This window comes from Streptomyces sp. DSM 106670, from assembly GCF_055792845.1.
Map to the genome: position 1 here is coordinate 4,532,030 of NZ_CM147704.1, position 21,058 is coordinate 4,553,087.

The 21,058-nt window shown below is 71.4% G+C and carries 22 protein-coding genes; 6 read left to right on the plus strand and 16 right to left on the minus strand.

Annotation, left to right across the window (positions count from 1 at the left end):
* Window positions 1–81: 81 nt before the first annotated feature.
* The 10 genes from ACSMXR_RS19985 to ACSMXR_RS20030 form a co-directional block, all read right to left on the minus strand.
* Window positions 82–828: a 4'-phosphopantetheinyl transferase family protein gene (locus tag ACSMXR_RS19985; protein WP_218525393.1), complete on the minus strand. Its 747-nt coding sequence runs from the start codon at window positions 826–828 to the stop codon at window positions 82–84.
* Window positions 829–883: 55 nt separating this feature from the next.
* Entirely contained in the window at window positions 884–1,126 is a 243-nt protein-coding gene (locus tag ACSMXR_RS19990; protein ID WP_030633922.1) for a DUF6253 family protein, read from the minus strand.
* Window positions 1,123–1,938 (minus strand): maleate cis-trans isomerase family protein, encoded by an 816-nt coding sequence (locus ACSMXR_RS19995; RefSeq protein ID WP_137235711.1) that lies wholly within the window; start codon window positions 1,936–1,938, stop codon window positions 1,123–1,125. The genes ACSMXR_RS19990 and ACSMXR_RS19995 overlap by 4 nt, the downstream gene beginning before the upstream one ends.
* Before the next feature lie 144 nt (window positions 1,939–2,082).
* Window positions 2,083–2,835 (minus strand): transglutaminase-like domain-containing protein, encoded by a 753-nt coding sequence (locus ACSMXR_RS20000; protein WP_473169566.1) that lies wholly within the window; start codon window positions 2,833–2,835, stop codon window positions 2,083–2,085.
* 14 nt (window positions 2,836–2,849) lie between these two features.
* Complete coding sequence (locus ACSMXR_RS20005; protein WP_364890313.1) at window positions 2,850–3,980, minus strand: acyl-CoA dehydrogenase family protein; 1,131 nt, start codon at window positions 3,978–3,980, stop codon at window positions 2,850–2,852.
* A gap of 103 nt (window positions 3,981–4,083) precedes the next feature.
* A complete protein-coding gene (locus ACSMXR_RS20010) occupies window positions 4,084–4,458 on the minus strand; it encodes an ectoine synthase (RefSeq protein ID WP_030633930.1) in 375 nt (124 codons plus the stop codon).
* Between the two features lie 121 nt (window positions 4,459–4,579).
* Window positions 4,580–4,885, minus strand: a complete 306-nt coding sequence (locus tag ACSMXR_RS20015) for an acyl carrier protein (protein WP_218525390.1) — start codon at window positions 4,883–4,885, stop codon at window positions 4,580–4,582.
* The gene (locus ACSMXR_RS20020) at window positions 4,885–6,351 is read right to left on the minus strand and encodes an AMP-binding protein (RefSeq protein WP_473169567.1); all 1,467 of its coding nucleotides are present in this window, start codon (window positions 6,349–6,351) and stop codon (window positions 4,885–4,887) included. The genes ACSMXR_RS20015 and ACSMXR_RS20020 overlap by 1 nt, the downstream gene beginning before the upstream one ends.
* A 215-nt stretch (window positions 6,352–6,566) precedes the next feature.
* Window positions 6,567–7,010 (minus strand): MarR family winged helix-turn-helix transcriptional regulator, encoded by a 444-nt coding sequence (locus ACSMXR_RS20025; protein WP_030075956.1) that lies wholly within the window; start codon window positions 7,008–7,010, stop codon window positions 6,567–6,569.
* Between the two features lie 147 nt (window positions 7,011–7,157).
* The gene (locus ACSMXR_RS20030; RefSeq protein WP_473169568.1) at window positions 7,158–8,276 is read right to left on the minus strand and encodes an IS701 family transposase; all 1,119 of its coding nucleotides are present in this window, start codon (window positions 8,274–8,276) and stop codon (window positions 7,158–7,160) included.
* A gap of 111 nt (window positions 8,277–8,387) precedes the next feature.
* On the opposite strand from ACSMXR_RS20030, the gene ACSMXR_RS20035 reads away from it, so the two are divergent.
* Window positions 8,388–8,981, plus strand: a complete 594-nt coding sequence (locus ACSMXR_RS20035) for a TetR family transcriptional regulator (RefSeq protein WP_137235717.1) — start codon at window positions 8,388–8,390, stop codon at window positions 8,979–8,981.
* Window positions 8,982–9,175: 194 nt separating this feature from the next.
* On the opposite strand, the gene ACSMXR_RS20040 is transcribed toward ACSMXR_RS20035, so the two are convergent.
* The 3 genes from ACSMXR_RS20040 to ACSMXR_RS20050 form a co-directional block, all read right to left on the minus strand.
* Window positions 9,176–10,420, minus strand: a complete 1,245-nt coding sequence (locus ACSMXR_RS20040; protein WP_473169569.1) for a serine hydrolase domain-containing protein — start codon at window positions 10,418–10,420, stop codon at window positions 9,176–9,178.
* 77 nt (window positions 10,421–10,497) lie between these two features.
* Entirely contained in the window at window positions 10,498–11,451 is a 954-nt protein-coding gene (locus ACSMXR_RS20045) for an aldo/keto reductase (protein ID WP_473169570.1), read from the minus strand.
* A 114-nt stretch (window positions 11,452–11,565) separates the two neighbouring features.
* On the minus strand, window positions 11,566–12,117 hold the full coding sequence (locus ACSMXR_RS20050; RefSeq protein ID WP_218525385.1) for a TetR/AcrR family transcriptional regulator: 552 nt from the start codon (window positions 12,115–12,117) through the stop codon (window positions 11,566–11,568).
* Window positions 12,118–12,289: 172 nt separating this feature from the next.
* Between ACSMXR_RS20050 and ACSMXR_RS20055 the strand changes: the two genes are divergently transcribed.
* From ACSMXR_RS20055 to ACSMXR_RS20075, 5 genes are all read left to right on the plus strand, one after another.
* Window positions 12,290–13,564 (plus strand): MFS transporter, encoded by a 1,275-nt coding sequence (locus tag ACSMXR_RS20055; protein WP_473169571.1) that lies wholly within the window; start codon window positions 12,290–12,292, stop codon window positions 13,562–13,564.
* A 171-nt stretch (window positions 13,565–13,735) separates the two neighbouring features.
* Entirely contained in the window at window positions 13,736–14,074 is a 339-nt protein-coding gene (locus tag ACSMXR_RS20060) for a hypothetical protein (RefSeq protein ID WP_137235722.1), read from the plus strand.
* A 138-nt stretch (window positions 14,075–14,212) separates the two neighbouring features.
* The gene (locus ACSMXR_RS20065) at window positions 14,213–14,908 is read left to right on the plus strand and encodes an ABC transporter ATP-binding protein (protein ID WP_473169572.1); all 696 of its coding nucleotides are present in this window, start codon (window positions 14,213–14,215) and stop codon (window positions 14,906–14,908) included.
* A gap of 227 nt (window positions 14,909–15,135) precedes the next feature.
* Window positions 15,136–17,139 (plus strand): hypothetical protein, encoded by a 2,004-nt coding sequence (locus tag ACSMXR_RS20070; RefSeq protein WP_473169573.1) that lies wholly within the window; start codon window positions 15,136–15,138, stop codon window positions 17,137–17,139.
* Window positions 17,140–17,185: 46 nt separating this feature from the next.
* Entirely contained in the window at window positions 17,186–17,527 is a 342-nt protein-coding gene (locus ACSMXR_RS20075) for a hypothetical protein (protein WP_137235725.1), read from the plus strand.
* 115 nt (window positions 17,528–17,642) lie between these two features.
* Here the strand turns inward: ACSMXR_RS20075 and ACSMXR_RS20080 are convergent, their stop codons facing one another.
* From ACSMXR_RS20080 to ACSMXR_RS20090, 3 genes are all read right to left on the minus strand, one after another.
* Window positions 17,643–19,409, minus strand: a complete 1,767-nt coding sequence (locus ACSMXR_RS20080; RefSeq protein ID WP_473169574.1) for a serine/threonine-protein kinase — start codon at window positions 19,407–19,409, stop codon at window positions 17,643–17,645.
* 352 nt (window positions 19,410–19,761) lie between these two features.
* A complete protein-coding gene (locus ACSMXR_RS20085; protein ID WP_473172412.1) occupies window positions 19,762–20,331 on the minus strand; it encodes a MarR family winged helix-turn-helix transcriptional regulator in 570 nt (189 codons plus the stop codon).
* A gap of 28 nt (window positions 20,332–20,359) precedes the next feature.
* Window positions 20,360–20,965: a DJ-1/PfpI family protein gene (locus tag ACSMXR_RS20090; RefSeq protein ID WP_376186328.1), complete on the minus strand. Its 606-nt coding sequence runs from the start codon at window positions 20,963–20,965 to the stop codon at window positions 20,360–20,362.
* Between the last annotated feature and the right edge of the window lie 93 nt (window positions 20,966–21,058).

Genomic DNA, 21,058 nt, shown 5'->3' on the forward strand with positions numbered 1-21,058 from the left:
AGGCCCCGGGGAACGTCCGGACCCGGAGCGGCGGGCGGCCCGTACCCCTCGGGAGGAGTACGGGCCGCCCGCCGTCGGCCGTCAGGCCCGCACCGGCTCCGGCATCGGCTCCGGAAGCTCCTCGTGCACCGTGACCGCGACGTGCACCGAGGCCGGGACCGCGAAGCTGGCCTCGTACCCGGGGGGCGCGAGCAGCTGCCGCACCCGCCAGCCGAGCGGCTGACCGGTGAGATCCAGCCGGTTCATGACGGCAGCCATGCCCTGCCCGGTCGCCTTGGCCATGGCCTCCTTACGGGTCCACAGACGGGCGAAGTCGCGGACGAGTTCGTCGTCCGGACGGCCCTCCAGCCACTTCTGTTCCTTCGGGTGGAGGAACGGCAGATAGCCGGCGACGGACTCCGGGGTCGGCCAGGACTCGATGTCGATGCCGATGGTGGCCTCGGCGACCGCGATGGCGACGTGGTCCCCGCTGTGCGACATCGAGAACTCCAGCGGTTCGTCGCCCGGGTCCGGATCGCGGATCGCCGGTCTTCCGTGCGCCCCGCCGCAGCCGGGACACGGCTGCCGCAGAAAGCCCACGCTCCCGGGCGAGCAGCCGAGCGAGGACCCGAGGACGCTCCGCAGCGCCCAGTGGGCGAAGGCGTAGGCCTCCCGGCCGGCCGGCTGCGGTATCCCGGCCAGCCGGCTCCGCTCCTTCTCGTCGAGCCAGTCGGGCGGGGCCCCGTCGGCCGCGAGGCGCTGCCCGGCCGGAGCCCGGACGATCCAGATGCCGACCGGATCGAGGACCTCGCCCGGAGGCGCGTCGGACCATGTGAGGTCGTGTGTCATGTCGATACGGCTCCTGATGCGGCGGGGACCCGGCCGGTCCCCGCCACGGGTCGGATCAGGCGGTTGCCGCGAGCAGCGGCCACGGGCCGGTCATGGCGTGCTGCTCCAGGTCCTCGGAGGCGAGATAGCGCCGGAACCCCGGTACCTGCTCCGCCGGGCGCAGCCCGCCGCGGTACAGCACCAGGCCGCGCACACCGGTCCCGTCGTCGTGCCAGCACACCAGCGGCAGGTGGTACTCCGGGGTGTCGCAGGTCTCCTGCACGGCGGCCTGGTAGCCGTACGCGGGCAGCATGCTCATCGGGCCGCACCCACGCCCTCCGGGCGGACGCCGAACAGGGCTCCGTACTCGCTGATCCGCGCGGCCGCCCCGGTCCCGCCGGCGAGGTGCAGCGCGTGCCAGAACAGCACCTGGTTCGCGGTGAGTACGGGAAACCCGAGCCGCTCCTCCAGGCCCGCGATGGTCCCCACGGCGCGGATGCCGTTGCCGGCGACCAGCACCGCCTGCGGCCGCCGCGGGGCGACGGTGGACTCGATCCACTGCACGAGCGCCTCCGGCGTGATCAGCTTCTGGTTGCTGGGCAGGCCGCAGGGCGCGTGGTGGACGACGTCGAAGCCGCGCTCGCCGAAGTACGAGGCGCCCAGCGCCGACAACTCGTCGTCGAACCACGGCGGGTTGACGAGCGCGATCCGCTCGGCGCCCAGGGCGGCGAAACCCGCCGCGGCGGCGTGGGTGGTGCCGGTGAGCGGGATACCGCGGGTCCGGTCGGCGAGCCGCTCGAACAGCTTCTGCTCGCCGTCGGCGCCCAGGACGTAGGCCGAGCTGGTGAACCCCAGGGCGATGGAGTCGAGCGGGGCGGCCGCGAGCAGCTCGACGGCGTCGTCGATGAACGGCGGGTCGATGAAGGCGCGCACCGGGTCGTGCGGGATCTTGGGGTCCATCTCCCCGCCGGGACGCATCGCCCCGAAGTGGACGCGTGAACCGTGGATGTACACATCGCGCGGCGCCATCGCCTGGAGCTCGGACTCGGGCCCGACGTCCGCGTGCGGAACGACGACACCGACACGGGCGGCCACGGCCCAGCCGTCCTCACGGGCCTGGAACTGCGTCATGGGGTGCTTCTCCTTGTCTGCGGTGGATCTGCTGCGGCGTTACGGATACGGCGTTACGGATACGGCGTTACGGATACGGCGTTACGGATACGGCGTTACGGATACGGCGTTACGGATACGGCTGTACGGATACGGCGGCGCGGATCAGGCCGCTTCGTCGGCGAGCGAGCCGCCGCCGACGGTGCCGGTGCCGTCCTCGTCCAGGAACTTCGGATGCTTGCGGCGCATGTTCTCCATCACGAACGCGTACGGGACGTCGTCGAAGTCACCGTGGTCGGTGAGGAATTCCATGCTCTGCCGGCCCTGCGCGTCGAACGGGTGGTAGAGGCTGTCGGAGCGGCCGTCGAACTCCAGCGGGGTCATGCCGTACAGCCGGCACAGCAGCTTGTTGAAGACCGGGGTCACCTGCACCCAGCGGCCCTCCAGATACACGGTGGCCAGGCCGTGGAAGAAGACGTCGCCGCCGATGTAGGAGCGCAGCCGGTCGGAGGCGAGGTGGTTGCGGACGTCGCTGTAGTGCAGCCGGGCGGGGATGCCGACGGCGCGGCAGCAGGCGGCGTACAGCACGGACTTGTGCAGGCAGAAGCCCTTGCCGCCGCTGATGACGGCGGACGCCTTCAGGCCCTGCGGCGAGAGGTCGGCGCCGTAGACCTCGTAGTGGATGCCGTCGCGCACCGCGTAGTAGAGGGCGACGGCGAGCTCGACCGGGTCGGCGGCGTCGCGGTCGATCCCGCTCAGGGCCTTGTCGACGAAGGCCCTGACGCGCTCGTGCTCGTGGTCCAGGAAGTCGGTGGCCGCCGTGAGGCGGGCGCGGTCCTCGGCGGTCGGCGGCCCGGACGCGGCGCGGTCCTCGGTGGTCGGCCGCGCGGACGTGGTGGGGGCCAGGGTGTCGGTCATGCGGATGCCTCTCGTCACAGGCCCATCAGGGCGGCGATGCAGTTGCGCTGGATTTCGTTGGTGCCGGAGTAGATGGAGCCGGAGGTGGCGTTGCGCAGCTCGCGCTCGATGCCCGTGTCGGTCAGATAGCCGCGGGCGCCGAAGATCTGGACGGCGTGCCGGGCGGTGAGCTGGTTGGCCTCGCTGACCACGATCTTGGTGGCGGCCACGTCCAGCGACGCGTCCTTGCCCTGCTCGACCTTGTGGCCGGTGTCGTACAGCCACTTGCGGGCCGTCTCCACGGCGATCCTCATGTCCGTGATCTTGTGGGCGACCGCCTGGTTCTTGCCGATGGCGCTGCCGAACTGCTGCCGGGTGGTGGCGTGTTCGACGACCCGCTTCAGACGGTGGGTCATCTCGCCGAGGTTGACGGCGAAGGAGAAGAGGACCTCCCGCTTCATCACGTAATCCATGATCAGGAAGCCGGCGCCCTCGCTGCCCAGCCGGTTGCCGACGGGCAGCCGTACGTCCTCCAGCGTGACCTCGCTGATCGGGGAGGTGCGCAGCCCCATCGTCTCCAGCGGCCGGCCGATCCTCAGGCCCGGAGTGGAGCGCTCGGCGAGGAAGGTGCTCAGCCCGAAGGCGCCCGGCTTGCCGGTGCGGACGTACAGCAGGAAGAGGTCGGCGACCGGGGCGTTGGTGATGAACATCTTGCCGCCGTTGAGCACGTACGCGTCGCCCTCGCGGACGGCGGTGGTCCGGATGTTCATCACGTCCGAGCCGTGGCTCGGCTCGGTGATCGCGTGCGCGGTGATGGCCTCGCCGGAGGTGACCCGCGGCAGATGGCGGCCGCGCAGCTCCTCCGAGCCGAACGCCTGCAGCGGGATGCCGACGCTGACGATCTGCGTGGACGCCGAGAAGTTCAGGCCGGCGTCCCGGCTGGTGTGGCCGAGGCCCTCCAGCGCCGCCATGGTCTCGGTGAGCGTACGGCCGGCGCCGCCGTACTCCGGCGCGAAGGGGAGGGTGAAGAGCCCGGACCGCTGGAGCGGCTTCCACTTCTCGTGCGGGAACTCGGCGGCGCGGTCCCAGCGGGCGACGTCGTCGTTGAGCTCGTCGCCGTAGGGCGCGGTGACGCCGTAGGTGTCGGTGGCGTTCTCTGCTGCCATGGGTGTTCTGCCTTGCCTTTCGCTGGGCACTGGGCACGGGGCACGGGAGGCGGGCGCCGGGTGCGGGGCCGCGCCGTCGCGGCCCCGCACCCGGCCGTGCGGGTCAGTAGCGGGAGAAGCCGTCCTCGGAGAGCGCGTGCTTCTCGTCGCCCCGCAGCGCCGGGCTGAACACGGAGACCAGGAGGAGGTCCTCGTCGTCGGAGGCGATCAGGTGGTGGGCGTCGTTCTTGTCCAGGGCGTAGATGGTCCCGGTCGTGATCTTGTGGTGGGCGCCGTCCGTGGTGACGACCTCGCCCGATCCGCCTATGCAGTAGCAGGCCTCCAGGTGGCCGAGGTACTGCAGCGCGCTGGAGGTGCCCTGGCGGACCAGCGTCTCGCAGACGGTGAAGCCCATCCCGTCGGCCTCGGTGAGCAGACGGTGGCTGGTGCCGCTGCCCCACTCGACCGCGGGGACGTCGGAGAGAGAACGGACGATCATGGGAGTACTCCTGTCATCTGTCATCTGTCATCGCTGAGTTCTGGACGGGTGGTGCTGGTGCTGGTGCTGGTGCCGGCGCCGGTGCTGGTGCGCTCGGAGGGGCCGGTGGGAGACCGGTCGGTCAGACGGAGGCGGGAGCGGCCTTGCCGACGAAGTCGCGGATGTCCGCGAGGGTGCGGTAGGCGGCCGGCTCCAGCGGGATGTCGTCGACGGGGATGCCGTACGTCTCGGATATCCAGGAGATGAGGCGGACCAGGCCGAGGCTGTTGACGACGGTGCTCTCGATGAGGTCGAAGTCGTCGGTCAGGTCTGCGGCGTCCTCGCCGCCCAGGAACTCCTGGACGATGTAGTCGCGGATCGGGTCGTCGCCACCGGTGCCCGTGGTGGCGGTGTCGGCCGTGGTGCTCGTGGTGCTCGCGGTGCTCATCAAGAGGCTCCGTTCAGTTGGGTGTTCTTGATCGAATTACGGTCCGGTTTGCCGGTCGGGGTCTTCGGCAGCGGAGTGCGGGCGAGCCCGACCGAGCTGGGCACGGCGTGCCGCGGCAGATGCTTCGCCGCGTACGCCCGCAGGCCCAAGGTGCTGAGGGAGGTGCCGTCCCGGCGCACCACTTCGGCGTGCAGCCGGGTGCCGGCCTCGGGGCAGGGCAGGGCGACGACGGCCGCCTCGACGACGTCCGGATGGGCGCCGAGGACGGTCTCGACCTCCAGGGTGTTGGTGCGCACGCCGCGCACCTTGACCTGGAAGTCGGTACGTCCCTGGAGGAAGTGGCGGCCGTCGGCGTCACGGTGGACGAGGTCGCCGGTGCGGTAGAACATGGCGCCGCCGCCGCGCGGGTCCGGCATGAACGCGTGGGCGTTGCGGGCCTGTTCCAGATAGCCGCAGGTCTGGAAGGGGGTGTGCACCAGCAGTTCGCCGGTGCCGGGACCGCGCAGGACCTCGGTGCCGCCGGGCCCCTCGATCAGCAGCACGGCGTCGGTGCCGTCGATCGGGACGCCGATGGGCAGCGGGTGCGTGTACGCGTCCGGGTCGATGTCGTGGATGAAGCTGTCGTTGGTCTCCGTGCAGCCGAAGACGTTGTGGAACCGGGCGGCCGGGCAGGCGGCGAACGTGTCCCGCAGCCCCTGTTCGGAGACGGCCTCCCCGGTGAACACGACCGTACGGACCGCCGGATAGCGGGCGCCGTCGGCGGCGAGGAGCCGGTGCAGCAGGGGCACGCCCTGGACCAGGGTCACCTCGTTGCGCTGGGCGAGGTCGCGCAGATAGCCGGCGTCGCCGCTGGCCCCGGCGTCGGCCAGGACGACCGTTCCGCCGGCCTCCAGCACGGTCCAGACGTCGAGGAGCGCCAGGTCGAAGTTGAGCGGCGAGAAGCTCAGCGCGGCGGTGCCGCCGTCGATGCCGAACGCGGTGGTGGCCCAGTCGGCGAAGCGGTCGAAGGCCTCGGTACGGACCGGGACGAGCTTGGGTACGCCGGTGGACCCGGAGGTGGTGAGGGTCAGCAGCGACTCCGCGGGGTCGGGGACGCCGAAGCCGTCCGCCAGTGCGGGGTCGGCCTCCTCCCGCGAGAGGGTCACACCGCCGCCGGGGACCGCGGTGGCCGAGAGCGGGCCGTGGGCCTGGGCGATGAGCGTGGACAGGGCGGCGGCGCCCAGGGCGGGCGACGGGACCAGGGTGTCGATCCCCTGACGCCAGGCCGCCAGCAGCAGCGCGATGGTCTCCGGCGACTTGTGGGCCGGGACGCACAGGGCGCGGACGGATCCGAACCCGGCGCCGTCGAGGTCCGCGGTGGCGCGGCGGGTCAGCCGCTCCAGGTCCGCGTAGGTGACCTGGTGTCCGGCGTGGACGAGCGCGGTGCTGTCGGGCTGTTCCTGCACATGTCTGCTGAATGCCTGCAACAGGCGAGGCGAAGGCAACGGTCCCCCCTCGGTGGATGGGCTGTCTTGGCTACGAGAGAGAACCTACGGGGTATTATTTGCATGGTCAAGCATATAAATCGGAGTCGGGAGTGATCCAGGTCACGGCCTCCTGGGTCGAGAGCAGGCCCGAACATGCAAAAAACGGCGGGAGGCCGGGTTACCCCGGACGCCTCCCGCCGTCTGCCGTGATCGTGTCAGGCGGCGCTGCGCAGCGCCTGCACCGCCCGGGCGAGCTGGTCGTCGGCGCTCGCCGTGTTGAGGGCCGAGCTGAGCACGTCGGCGTAGGTGGCACGGGCGTCCTGGTAGCGCTTGCGGCCTTCTTCGGTGATGACGGCGAAGACGCCGCGCTTGTCGTCGGCGCAGTTGTCCTTGTAGGCGTAGCCGGCGCTTTCCAGGCGTCCGACCAGCCGGGTCACCGAGCTCTGGCCCAGGCCGATGTGGTCCGCGAGCTCCTGCATGCGGCTTTCGCCCTTCTCGGCCTGGGTGAGGGCCTCCAGGGCGCGGTACTCGGAGAGGCCGACGCCGTAACGGCGCTGCAGGGCGTGCGCGAGCTGGCGCTCCACGAAGGCGTGCAGGCCGAGAACGGCCTCCCACATGGTCTGGTCGGAGGCGGCGCGTGGCTGCTGCTGGATCGTCATGGACGGCTCCCCTTCTCGACTGCGATGGACAACAAGATACATGCCCATGCAATCATCTGGGGAGTGCCGGTGCCTGCCGGTAAGGCCCCGGCCGCTATATATATGTATACGCAAGCAATGTCGAAGGGGTGGTGGGTGGCGGTGGTGTCAGCGGCCCATGCCCTCCAGGGTGCTGCAGGCGTAGGCGGCCGAGACGAGGGTCATGTGCCGGTGCCAGCCGGGGAAGGAGCGGCCCTCGAAGTCGAGGAGGCCGAAGTCCTCGCCCATGCGCCGGGTCGCCTCCCGCGCTCCGTCGGGTGACCGGGCCAGCTCCAGCAGTTCGGCCGGATGGCGGTCGGTGATGTTCGTCAGCCAGATCCGGCCCGGACGCCCGGCGGCCGTGTCCCACTCGGCCAGCAGCCGGCCCGCCCCGCCGATGCGCTCGCCGTCCGGGCGCACTCCGTGCACCGGCGCGTCGCACGAGACGACCTGCCGGCCCGCCCCCGCCGGGTGCCGTATGCCCCGGCGCAGCAGCAGACCGCGCGCCGACTCCCGCTCGCCGGGCGTGAGTTCGGGCCCGCCGACCGCGGTCTGACCCGGGACGGCGAGGACGAAGGCGTGCCCGCCGCCGTGCAGCCGCTGCGCCAGTGGCGTGACGTCGCACAGGGAGGTCAGGTCGGCCACCACCGGCGCGCTCCGCCCGTTCGACCAGGACGTCATCTCCTGGACCAGGTGCAGGGCGTGGGCCCACAGTGGCTGGGCCCGCGTCGTCGCGGGGATCTTCGCCCGGTCGCGCACCGCCTCGTCGCGGGTGAACCGGGGAGGCAGGAAGAGTCGCCAGTCGACCGGTACGTGCGCCCGTCCGGCGTCCAGGAACAGGCCGATCCCCAGTTGGCAGTTGACGGTGCGTCCGGCCTCCGGCAGGAAGCGCTGGTGCACTCCGGCCGAGCAGGTGCCGCGCTTGGGCAGGACCGCGGGCGCCAGCGTCCAGGCCCGCACCGGCAGCGAGCGGGCGGCCCAGCGGGCCAACTCGCCGCGCGCCGGGGCCCATTCCCACGGGCTGGCATTGACGAACTGGTGCAGCGACGCCGACGCCGCCTCCGAGCCGGTCACGACGGCCGCCATCCGGCGCACGGTCTTCTTCCCGTGCGTCCGCAGCAGCCCCTGGAGATACACATGCCCCCAACGCTGCTGGTCGGAGCGGTGCAAGTGGCCGAAGAGCAGCCGGGACAGGTCGCCCGGCGGTCGGTCCGTCGCCATGTCGGGCGTCTCGTACGTCGTCGTCACTGCAGGTCCCTCCCAGGTGAGCGTCGCTGAGCAGACTAACAAACATAGAGAATGTTCGTTATATTTCTTTCGCAGGGCACGACTACTTGCCGAGGTCCAAGGAGAAGGCGCATGCAGGAACGGGCGGCCAGGACGCGCCAGGCCGTGTTGGAGGCGGCCGCCGACGAGATCGCCGAGAGAGGCTACGAGGGTGCTTCGCTGCAGCGGGTGGTCTGGCGGGCGGCGACCTCGATGGGCGCGCTGACCTTCCACTTCCGGACCAAGACCGCGCTGGCCGAGGAGGTGCGCGGGGTCGGGCGGGCCCGCTTCGCGCACCGTATGGAAGAACTCGCGGCCGCCGCCGACCCGTTGCGGGAACTGCGCACGCTGATCGGTGCGATGGCCCGGCTGGCGCACCAGGACCGCTTCGTCCGCGCCGCGCGCCGCCTGGAGGCCGACCGCCCCGTGGGCGTACCGCCGTTGGCCGAGGTCTGGCTGCCGGTGCTCCGCGGTCTGCTCGACCGGGCCCACGGCGCGGACCGGCTCCGTCCGGGTGTGTCGCCCGAGGACGCGGTGGCGCTGCTGGCGCATCTGGCGGAGGGCGCGATGGCCGCGCACGACGCGACCCGGGACCCGGCCTGGGACTCGGTGTGGGACTCGGTCTGGGACGTGGTCCTCCACGGCCTCGCCGCGGACCCGGCGGGACGGCGGGCGGGGCGGACCTGACGGCGAGGAGGGGCGCGGGCCGGAACCTGCTGGAGGCGGGTTCCGGCCCTTCCCGTTGCCGTGGTTCAGCCGGTCAGCAGCGCTCGCGCCCGCCGCAGGTTCAGCCGGTCCGCAGCGCCCGCGCCGGCGGCGGGTTCAGCCGGTGCGCAGCACCCGTGCCGGCCACAGCGCCCGTGCCCGTGCCCGCCGCGGGTTCATCCGGTCCGCAGCGCCCGTTCCACCGCGCCCGCCACCTCGTCCAGGACCCGCGCGCCGGGCCCCGCCGTCAGCCGGCTGCGGACCAGGGCGGCCCCGGTCCCGGCCCGCGGCCAGGCCTGGTAGGCGACTCCGCCGGGCCCCTGGTGGCCGAAGGCGCCGGAGCGGACGGCCGGGTGGAGGCCCTCGTCGAGGAGCTGGAGGCCGCCCTCGCCGTACGCGCTGACCCCGCCGAGCAGCGGATCCAGGCCCTCGGCCCAGAAGCTCCGCGCCTGGTCGAGCGTGCGGCGCGACAACAGCGACGGCTCCTCGCCCGGGGCCCGTACGGCGTCCGCGGCCAGGACGCCCTGGAGCCGGGCGAGACCGCGGGCCGACGCGTACGCCCCCAGCGAGGGGACCATCGCGTAGCGCCGCCGGCTCTCGCTCCACACCCCGGCGTCCGCGGGGAACGGGGACGGGTTGTTCCACACCCGCTGGAAGAGCTCCGCCTCTCCGTCGCCCGCCCCGCCGTCCAGCGCCCGGTAGCGGGCGCGGAAGGCCTCGTCGTACGAGATCCGGGCGGCCTGCGGCAGTTGGTCGGGTACGAGGCCGAAGTGGATGTCGAGACCCAGCGGGCCCGCGATCTCCTCCAGGAAGAACAGATCGAGATCGCGGCCGTCGACCCGGCGGACCATCTCGGCGACGATCCACCCGGCGGTCCACGGCCCGTGCAGCACACCGCCGGCCCGCGGATCCTCCTCCAGGCTGTGCAGTTCGAGCAGCGCGGCCATCATGCGCGGGTTCTCGACGTCCCGCTGGTCGAGGCCGGCCGCCATGCCCGGGAGGCGGGCCGTGAACGTCAGCACGTCCCGCAGCGTCACCGCGGCTTTGCCGCGCACCGCAAACTCCGGCCAGTGGTCGGCGACGGGCGCGTCCAGTTCGAGCGCGCCCATGTCGGCGAGCAGCAGGACCGCCGTGGCCAGGATTCCGTGCGAGCCCGTCAGCAGCGGCTCCAGGGTGTCGCCGGTCCACGGTGTGCCGGTGACCGGGTCGGCGGTGCCGTGCCACAGGTCGACGACCAGTTCGCCGTCCCGTACGACCGCCAGCGCGGCCCCCTGGGAACCGGGCGGCCCCGCTTCTCTGCAGGCCCGTTCGAAGGAATGGCGCACGGAGGCGAACCCGGGCGCGGTGGTTCCGTGGACGTCGTCCGTCGCCGCCCGCGGCCGGGGCCGCGGGAGGACCTGCCGTACCAGAGAGGTCGTCATGTCAAGAACTCCAAAGAGGTGGAGAGCCAGGGGAGTCGGGCAGCGGTGCGGAGTGTGCGGCGGAGACGTGGAGGCCCTCACGCCTCGGGCGCGCCCGCCGGGTAGGGGAGGAACTCCAGGTCGGTCAGGTCCTGTTGGGTCAGCCGGACCCGGTCGCCGCCGAGGTTCTCCGCGAGGTGGTACGACGTTCGCGTGCCGGGCAGCGGCACCACGTGATCGCCGAGCCGGAGCAGCCAGGCCAGGGCGACCTGCGCAGGGGTGGCCTCGTGCCGGGCGGCCACCTGCGCGACGGCCTGCGTGAGGGCGAAGTTGTGGCGGATGGCGCGCGGGGCGAACCGGGGCTGGGTGCGCCGCCAGTCGTTCGGGGCCAGGTCGTCGCACGTGGACAGCGCACCGGCCAGCAGACCGCGGCCGAGCGGGGCGCCGGCCAGCAGCGCGATCCGGCGCTCCACGGCGTACGGCACGACGTCGTCGAGACCGCAGCGCGTGAACAGCGACACCTCGGCGGCCATCGCCGCCGCCTCGTGCACGGCCTCGGCGTCGCGCGCCTCCTGCACGGTGACGACGGGCAGCCCCAGCATGCGGATCTTGCCCGCCCAGACCTGCTCGGCCAGCGCACCCCAGCTCTCCTCCAGCGGTACGCCGGGGTCGACGCGCCGCAGCAGATAGAGGTCGATGTAGTCCACGTGCAGCCGGCGCAGGCTCTCGTCGACCGCGTCCCGCAGCGCCTGCGGACCGCCCGCGGGCCGCAGCACACCGTCGGCGTCGCCGAGCAGCCCGCCGCCGGTGCACAGCACCACCTCGTCGCGGCGGCCGCGGATGGCCTCGCCGATCAGCCGCTCGTTGTCCCCGGCCGCGTAGGCGCCGGCCGTCTCGACCAGGTTGACCCCGAGGTCCACGGCCTCCCGCACCAGCGATACGGCCTTGCTCCGGTCCCGCAGGCCCGGGGCGTACCGGTACGAGAGGCCCATCGCCCCCAGCCCCAGCCGGCCGACGACCGGCCCGTCCCTGCCCAGTGTTGTGGTCCGCATCCCGCGATAACTCCCTTCTCCACAGAGGAAAGCGACCACTCCATGGCACCAGCAGGCGTTCTCGAAGCCCAGGATCCCGTTACTACTTGCCGACCTCTGACGACTTCGGGAAGTTCAGGCGGAACGGGATGCGGTGATCCGGGCGATCGCCTCGACCGTCAGGGCGCGGTCGTGCGGCTCGGTCTCCAGGGCGCGATGGATGGACAGACCCTCGATGAGCGCGTCGAGCTGGCGGGCGGTGGCCGGGTCGAAGTGCCATTCCAGGGCGCGGCGGCTGCGGCCCATCCAGGTGCGGGTCAGCTCGCGGTAGGCGGGCCGGCGGGCGGCGAGGGTGTAGAGCTCGTGGGTGAGGATCAGCTCGCGCTGGTTGCCGCCGGAGAGGTGGTGGACGAGATCGGCGACGGCCTCGCGCGCCTCGTCCCGGGTGGTCGCCGCGCCCAGGCGCTCCTCGAAGACGGCGACGATCGTGCCGGAGAACCGGGTGAACGCCTCGTGCAGCAGCTCGTCCATGCCGGAGAAGTGGTACGTCATCGAGCCGAGCGGCACGCCCGCTCGGGCGGCGACCTTGCGGTGCGAGACGCCCGCGACGCCCTCGTCGACGATGAGATCCAGCGTCGCGTCGATGATGCGGTCCCGCCGCTCGGGGTCGGTGCGCCCTGTCGCCACGCGGCGCTCCTCTCTCGGTCTCCTCGGCCGGCCGGCTCGGCCTCCTCGCAGCATAGGGCTCGGGGGAGTGTACGAACGTACGCTTCAGGCGTACGCTCGTACACCCGCAGGCCGGGAACGGTGACCTCCTGCGCTTTCCGCCCCTTCACCCGTCTGCCGAGGCACTGCTCCGATGAAGAACCCGCCGGTCATGGACGCCGTGACCCGCCGCTGGCGCGCCGCGCTCTTCCTTTTCATGCTCGCCACCGGGGTGAGCATGGCGTCCTGGGTGGCCAGGACCCCCGCCGTACGGGACGCCCTGGAGGTGTCCACGGGGTCGATGGGCCTGGTGCTGTTCGGGCTCTCGATCGGCTCGATGGCGGGCGTACTGGTCTCGGGCGGTCTCGTGCGCAGACACGGCGGCCGGTCGGTGATCGCCCTCGGGGCGGGGCTGCTGGTGGCCGGTCTTGCGGTGATCGCCGGGGGCGCGGCACTGGAGGTGTCGGCCGGGGTGTTCGGCGGACTGGCCCTGTTCGGGGCGGGGATGGGCCTGGCGGAGGTGGCGTTCAACATCGAGGGCGCGGCCGTCGAACGGACCCTGGGCCGCCCGGTCCTGCCGGTGCTGCACGGCTGCTTCAGCCTGGGCACCGTGGTCGGCGCGCTGGCCGGGATGGGTCTGACGGCGGTGCGGTTCCCGGTCGGCTGGCACCTGGCGGCGGTCGCGGTCGCCGTGACGGCGGCCGGGGTGTGGACCGTACGGGCGGTTCCGGCGGGTACGGGGCGCGCGGAGGCGGACGCGGACGCGCAGGACCCCGGCTCCGACCCCGGCTCCGGCTCGGAGACCGGCGACGGGCAGGGCACGGGCGGGGAGCGTACGGGGGGCGTGCGCGGGCAGTTGGCGGTCTGGCGGGACCGGCGGCTGGTGCTGATCGGCCTGATCGTGCTGGCGATGGCCTTCGCGGAGGGCTCCGCCAACGACTGGCTGCCGCTGCTGATGGTGGACGGCCACGGGACGAGCGCGACGGCCGGCTCCCTGACGTTCATGCTGTTCGCCGTCGCGATGACGACGGGCCGGTTCGCGGGCGGACCGCTCCTGGTGCGTTACGGTCCTGCGGCCGTGGTCCGGGCCAGCGCGCTGGTGGCGGCGGCCGGTGTGGCCCTGGTGATCTTCTCCTCCAGCGCGCTGCTCGCCGGTGCCGCGGTCGTGCTGTGGGGGCTCGGGGCCTCCCTGGGCTTCCCGGTGACGATCTCGGCGGCGGGGGAAGGCGTCCGGGACGCCTCGGCGAGGGTCGCGGCGGTCTCGACGGCGGGCTACGCGGCGTTCCTGGTCGGTCCGCCCTCGCTGGGCTTCCTGGCCGACCATGTGGGGCTGCGCAACGCGATGGTGGTGGTGCTCGTACTGCTGGGCGGCGCGGCGCTGATCACCCGGGCGCTGCGGTCTCCTGTGCCGGAGCGGGTGATGGCTTGAGGTCGGTCCAGGCCCAGGGCCGAAAGCCGCAAAGGCGTTGATTGGAGGCCCTTCTCCGCATCATCCCAGCTCAGAGGGCATGGGTCGCTTGACTGGACGGGCGGTCTTCACTGTATGGTCACTTCTGTTCAAGAGATCTTCATTCTTTGTTCGTGTCTTTCGGGGGTTTTCATGCGTAAGTTGCCTTTCCTGTCCGCTGCGCTCGTTGCGGCTGTTTCTGTAGGTATGGCTTCTCCGGCAGTCGCCCAGCTGAGCCGAACCTCTCCCAACGGCAAGGCGATTGCGTCGACCTACAGCTCGAACACCGTGGTGAAGGTTCACCAGCTGAGGTCGGGCTACTCGCACGCGGACTACTACCGGAAGGCCAGTTCTTCCACTCAGCGCCACCTGTGGAACAAGAGTGGTGTCAACACGATGGTGGCCAGCGGTGGCGGCAGCGCGATTTTCAAGCTGCGCGTTTGTGAATGGGTCAAGGACAACGACGACAAGTGCTCCGGCTGGACCAGCTGAGCATACGGGTTTGACGTGCAGTGGACGGCCTACGACCCGTCCGCTGCACGGCCCTTGGGCGGATCCAAGGGCATGGGGGATGTCGTTCGTCGGGGCCTGGTCGGCCTGTGATGAACGCGGTGAAGACAGGAAAATTGAATGGACTCCCCGTCTGAATTTCCGGCCCTTGATATCCACGGGCTGAGCTACGGAATCGCCGGGCGTACTTTGCTGGACGGTCTGGATCTGCGGGTGGACCGCGGTGAATCCGTCTCCGTGGTCGGGCCCAGCGGCAGCGGGAAGAGCACCCTCCTGGGATGCGTCCTCGGCCTCATACGCCCGGACTCCGGCGTAGTGGCTGTGTGCGGCACCGACCTGGTCTCGAGTCGCACCAGGACCGTTGAACGGCTTCGCGGCAGCGCGATGGGGGTGGTGTTCCAGTTCGGTGAGCTGCTCCCGGAGCTGACGCCTGTGGAGAACGTCGCACTCGGGGCGTTGCTGGCCGGAGTTCCCGCCGCTGAGTCCTATCGCAGAGCGACCGAGCTTCTCGCCGAACTCGGCGTCCCCTTGGCGGAAACTCCCACGGACAGGCTCTCGGGCGGAGAGCGGCAGCGCACGGCGGTGGCCCGCGCTCTGATCAACAGACCTGCTCTGCTCCTCGCCGATGAGCCGACCGGAGCGCTTGACGTCCGGACCCGGGACGGCGTGGCCGACCTGCTGTACGAGCTGCCTGCACGATGGAACTGCGCATTGGTGGTCGTCACCCACGATCTGACGGTCGCCGCACGCGCCGACCGGTGCCTGCAGTTGCTGGACGGGAGCCTCGTGGCATGCGATCCGGTGGTCGGGCAGTGAACGGTTCCTTGCGAGGTCAGCTGCTCCGGATGGGCCGAGCGGGCAGGGGCACCGCAGGCGGTCGCATCCGGGCCGTCGCTCTGTTCCTGGCGACCCTGTCCCTGAGCGTCGGACTCACCGCACAAGCGGCTGTCTACGGTGCGTACGAGGGAATGAGAGACCGTTCGGCGGAACGGACCCTCCAGTATCAGGAGGAGTTCCCCGACCGGCGTCCCATCGCACATGCCGTGGACGGTTTCGACGAGATCGACGGACTTCAGTTCAGCGTCGTCTACGTCAGGGCGACATCGCCGAGCACACCGCTTCCGCCCGGACTGCGGGCATGGCCCGAACCGGGCGAGGCCGTGGTGTCTCCCGGCCTGAAAGCGGCTCTGATCCGGCAGGGTGAACCGGACCGGTACGGACGGATCGTCGGCGAGATCGACGACGAAGGACTCGCCAGTCCCGGTGAGAACTACGGCTATGTCAATCCGACCGATGCTCAATGGGGGACGAGCAAGGCCATCGAGGTTGTGGGATTCGGCGCTGCGAGCCCGGGTCCTTCCGGCGACTGGATCTTCGTCGCCCCGCGCGAACGGCTGCAGACGGGGATGTATCTCATCCTCGTGCCGGCTCTGATCCTGGCCTTCGTCGCCGCCCGTATGGGGTCGGCGGGGCGTGACCGTCGTACAGCATTGATAAGCGCTCTCGGAGGCAGTGCGCGACACCGCTTCTGGCTGAACATGGGTGAGTCCGCACTGCCTGTGATGGGGGGAGCCTTCGCCGGTCTGGTGCCGACGGTCGTGACCATGCTGGGCGATCTCCGCATACCGTGGATCGACTACGTCCTTTCGGCAGCCGATATGAGGCGCTTTTGGTGGCTTCTCGGTCTGGGAGGGTTTTCCGCGGCTGCTGTCGTCCTGATGCTGGTGTGTCTTCTCCACAGGACGGCCAAGCGTTCCACGTCGCGTTCCACGAGGCTCACTGCACGGGGCAGTGACATGATCCGGTGGGCGGCTATGGCCTGCCCGCTGCTCCTGCTGGCCACCGTGTGGATTCCCGGGATGCTGGATGTAGCCGAGCACTCCCAGCTGCGTGCGACGCTCTACAACACCGGCGTCGCTCTGGTCATGGTGACTCTGCCCTGTGCCGTGGCGGTTCTGGCAGGAGGAGCAGGAGCACGACTCGCGCGGTCAGCTCGGCGGACGGGCGATGCCGGTGCACTGGTGGCCGGCAGGCACGCCGCGGCTCATCCGGGTGTGACGGCAAGGCTGGTGGCGGGCATCACCATCGCGATGGTCCTGGTGACCCAGTTGCAGCTGAAGAACGTCCAGTACGGGTCCGCGGCCCAAGCGGCGGCAGCTACACAGCAGGTCCTGCGCGAGAGTGTCCTGTTGATGGAGATCGGCGACGGCGCACTCGACGGCGGGAAGCTCGACGCCACCTTGCGCCGGCTGCCTTCGGACATCGCGGTAGTAGCCACCTATGAAGTCCAGGGCGCAGACGAGAGCGAACCTCCCGGAACACGGCTTCAGGCGCCGTGCGGTGACCTCAAGGCCCTCGGCCTCGCATGTTCGCCGGGTCTCCGGTCGGTCCCGGTCTCGGAGGCGAACGCCCGGACACGGACCGTGCTGCAGTGGATCGGCAGTGGGCCGGTCCTGGAGCAGTTCGAGGTGAGGCAGAGCCGTCCGCTGCCGGGGAAGCCGACGGCGGAGAACCGGCCGGCTGCCTTGCTCCTGGTGTCCCGCGACGGATCTCCGCTGCCCGCGGTGGAGATCAAACAGACGGTGCGCACGGGACTGCCGGTCGGCGAGGCATCCGTGGGCACATTCGGGGAGACGTGGCTTCTCGGGGCCAACCTCGCCTCGGCCCACGGACGTTGGGTGGTGTTCCTGGGGACACCGGGTGTGTTGCTGCTCGCTATCGCCGCGGCGTTGGCCAACCTCGCGGAGTTCATCAGGTTCAGCCGGTCGGTAGCGCCGATCAGCGTGCTCACCGGTCGCCGAAGGGTGTTCTGGTTCAGCGCGGCCTGGGGGCTTCTCGCTCCTCTGCTGGCTTCCGTGGTGACGGGCTGCCTGGCGGCCGTCTGGCTAGCGACTCCGCAGGAAGACGCCGCGCAAGGGATCGAACTTTCCTCGTCGCTGCTCGTGGGCACGGCCGGAAGCCTGTCGGCCCTTGCCGTCATCATCTGGTGGTGTGGCGCGTATTCGGCCATTCGTGAATCTTCCCGGTGGCGTCCATCGGGGGACTGAGTGATTACTCGAACGAGAGAGTAATCGCCTTATGGGAGGGGATGTTTTGCCTAGGATCAAGAGAATTGCCGCAACGCTGACCGTCGTTCTGGCGCTTGCCGCTGCGGCGCCTGCATCTGCTCAGGCGCTTTCCAAGATGTCGCCCAACGGTAAAGCGAAGTCTTGGACGGTCGTCAGCGACAAGGCGATTTCGCTGAAGCTGTACACCAATCAGTATGCGCACGCTGATTACTACCGGAAGGCCAGTAATACTACGCAGCGGCATCTGTGGAACAAGAGTGGAATCAACACCACGGCCACGAGTGGGACGGGAAGTGTCGTCTTCAAGATCCGTACGTGCGAGTGGATCAAAGACAATGACGACAAGTGCTCCGGCTGGGCCTTCTGACGCCAAGCGCTTCGGCGAATTTCTATAGCACTTCTTCAAGGCGGCGGTCCGCATCTGTGGACCGCCGCCTTACGTCGTCGCCGCGTGGCCGGATCCAGTGAGAAGTGCGGTCCGCTCAGCCGGACTTGGTGTAGATCAGACTCTCGCCCGTGCCGGTCGTGGTGCGGCGCAGGCTGCCGTCCGGGAGCAGGGTCAGCTCGGTGGGCTTTCCGGGCGAGCAGGAGGAGGCCGGGCGGCCGGAGGACACCGTGGAGGGGCCGATGCGGACCGGGCCGTCGTCGGACGGGCGGTCGGCGAGCGGCGCGGTGAACTCGCAGTGGTACGTGGAACCGGAGGCGAGGGGCCCCTCGGCGGTGAGGGCGAGGACCTGGTCGCCCACGTCGCCCTGGCGGATGGTCAACGTACGGGTGGACGGGCCCTGTTCGCCGGGTATGGAGCCCGTCCAGGTTCCGAGGAGGCCCTGCGGTACGGCGCCCTCGCCGCCCTGCTGCCCGCCGGTGTCGGCGGAGCCCGACGGGCCGGGCGAGGCGGTCTTTCCCGGCCCGTCGCCGTTCATGAACGCGTACACCGATCCGCCCGCCCCTATCGCCACGATCACGGCGACCGCGATGAGCGCGACGGTGGCCCCGACGGAGCGGCGCTCCCGGACGGGCGGGGGCGGCGTGGGCGCGAAGTAGGCCGGGGGGAGGGGCTGTTCGGCGGTGGGGCCGTAGGGCGGGTGATGCGGTGCGTACGGGCGGGGCTGTGCGTACGGGTGGTACGGCGGGGCGGCTTCCGTCCGGGCGGCCGGGGCGGCGGGGCCCGTCGGTGGTATCGGCGTGGGCGCGGGGGCCGGCGGTATCGGGCCGGTCCGGGCGGGGGAGTTCTGGCCGCTCCGGGGGGCCTGCGGGGGCGGTGAGGCCTGCGTACCGTGCGGGCCCTCCGGATCCGCCGGGTCCGCCGGGTACTCAGGGTCTTCCGCGTCGAGCAACCCCACTGCCTGGCGGCCGAGTTGGGCGATGAGGGTGGCGGGCAGCCAGGGTTCGTCCGCGTCCGTCTCGCCCAGGCGGGCCAGGATCTCGTCGGTGCCGGGGCGGGCCGCCGGGTCCTTCGCCAGGCAGTCCCGGACGAGGCCGGCCAGCTCCTCCGGTACGCCGGTCAGGTCCGGGTCCTCCTGGGCGATCCGGAACATCAGGGCATGGACCCCGCCGCTCTCCGCCGTACCGAACGGCAGCCGCCCCGACGCGGCGTACGCGAGGACGGCCCCGAGGCAGAACACATCGCACGCGGTGGTCACGCGCTCGCCGCGCACCTGCTCCGGAGCCATGAAACCGGGCGAGCCGACCAGGGCCCCGGTGCGGGTCAGATCGCCGTCGGGCACGGACTCCAGGGCGCGGGCGATACCGAAGTCGATGACCCGGGGCCCGTCGATGGTCATCAGCACATTGGAGGGCTTCAGGTCCCGGTGGATGAGCCCGGCCCCGTGGATGTGCCGGAGGGCGTGGGCGAGCCCGGCCCCGAGGAACCGTACGGAGCGGGGCGGCAGCGGCCCGTACGCCCCCGAGGCCGTGACCGGGGCTCCGGGGCGGCCTGAGACGATGCGCTGGAGCGAGGGCCCGGCGACGTAACCGGTGGCGACCCAGGGGACGGGGGCCTCGGTGTCGGAGTCCAGCACCGGTGCGGTCCAGGCGCCGCCGACCCGGTGCGCGGCACGGACCTCCTGGCGGAAGCGGGCGCGGAACTCGGGCTGCTCGGCGAGCTCGCGGCGGACGAGCTTGAGGGCGACGGTGCGGCCGCGGTCGGAGCGGGCGAGGAAGACCTGGCCCATGCCGCCTTCGCCCAGGCGGCCGAGGAGACGGTACGCACCGATGCGGTGCGGGTCGTCGGACCCGAGCTTGTCCATGGTGCGCTTCCTCCCCGTACGGCCCGCACGAGAATAACGCCGCCCCCACGAACGCCCCCGCCCGTCCCCTCACCTAGGACACCCCAACCCCACCCAACGGTTCCCCCACACCCCTCGCAGCCCACCCGGCACCCCCTAGCCCGCCCGGCGTTTGAGGGCGGAACCCTTGACCGGACGGGGCGGCGTGGACTTCTCGGCCCGCCCGGCACTCCCAGCCCGTCCGGCGTTTGAGGACGGAACCGTTGATCGGACGGAGAACCGTTGATCGGACGGAGCGGTGCGCACACCAGGGGCGGCGCCCCGGAGGAGCCAAGACGTTCAGCCCGAGCCCGACACCAGCAGGCTTCCGTCCTCAAACGCCGGACGGGCTGGGGTTGGCGCCGGACGGGCTGGGGTGGGCGCTCGACGGGCTGGGGTTGGCCCGGCCCGGGGCGGGGGCGGCCGGGACCGGGAGGGTGTCCAAGGTTTGCGACAGGCGTTCCAGCACTCGCACCGCCTCCACCACCCCCTCCACCCCCAACTCCCCCACCAGCCGCGCAGCGAACTCCGCGTGGGACGGGCCGATCCGGGACACCGCCTCCCGCCCCGCCCCCGTCACCCGCAACAGCTTCGCGCGCCGGTGGGCCGGGTTCTCCGCGTACTCCGCGAGCCCCCGCTCGACCAGCAGGTCCGCGATCCGCTGCACGCTCTGCCGGGTGATCCCCATCGCCCGGGCGATCCCCGCCACCGGCAACGGCTCCGGCAGCACCGCCCCCAGCACCTGCCACCACGCCGCCGTCAGACCGCCCGGCCGCGCCAACTCGTCGGCCACCGACAGGAACTGCCCGTTCAGCCGGAACACCGTCAACGCCGCCCGGCTCAGCAGATCCTGCTGAACCCGGACGTCCTCCGGGCCCGAGCCCGACCCCGAGCCCGCACCCACCTCCGTACCGCCACCGCCACCGTCACCGTCACGCACCCTGCAACACCTCGTACGCGCTCGCGTCCGAGTCATGGAACAGCCGGTACCAGGCGTCCAGCTTCTTCGCGTCGTACACCCCGAGCAGCGCGAAGACCTCCCGCGCGAACGCCACCGGCTCCGTCGGCCCGGCCGTGATCAGCCCGCCGTCCGTGACCGCGTCCGCGTCCACGTACCGCGCGCCGCCCGCGTACCCCGTCGCCGCGAGGTAGAAGGAGACCGCGCTCGTGTGCGCCCGGCCGTCCAGCAGCCCCTCCCGGGCGAGCCCGGCCGTCGCCCCGCAGATCGCCGCGACCGGCACCCCCGCGTCCAGGAAGTCCCGGGCCGCCCGCGCGAACGGGGCGAGCGCGTCGCCCGTGTCCCACTCCGCCGCCCCGGTCAGGATGAGCAACGCGCTGTCCCGCGCCCGCAGTTCGTCCAAGGACAGATCGGGATGGACGCGCAGGCCGCCCATGGTCGTCACCGGCTCCCGGGAGAGGCCCACGGTCCGCACGGTGTAGCCGTTCTGCGTGAGATGCGCGGTGGTGTGCCCGGTCTCCCAGTCGGCGAAGGTGTCGTAGACGGCGAGATGCACGGTCCGGTCGCTGCTGCTGGTCATGATGACCTCCTCGGCTCGATGACAGAAGGCTGTCATGTCGACAGCATGCTGTCAATCGATGCGGGGGTGGGCGATGAACAACGGGCCCGGGCC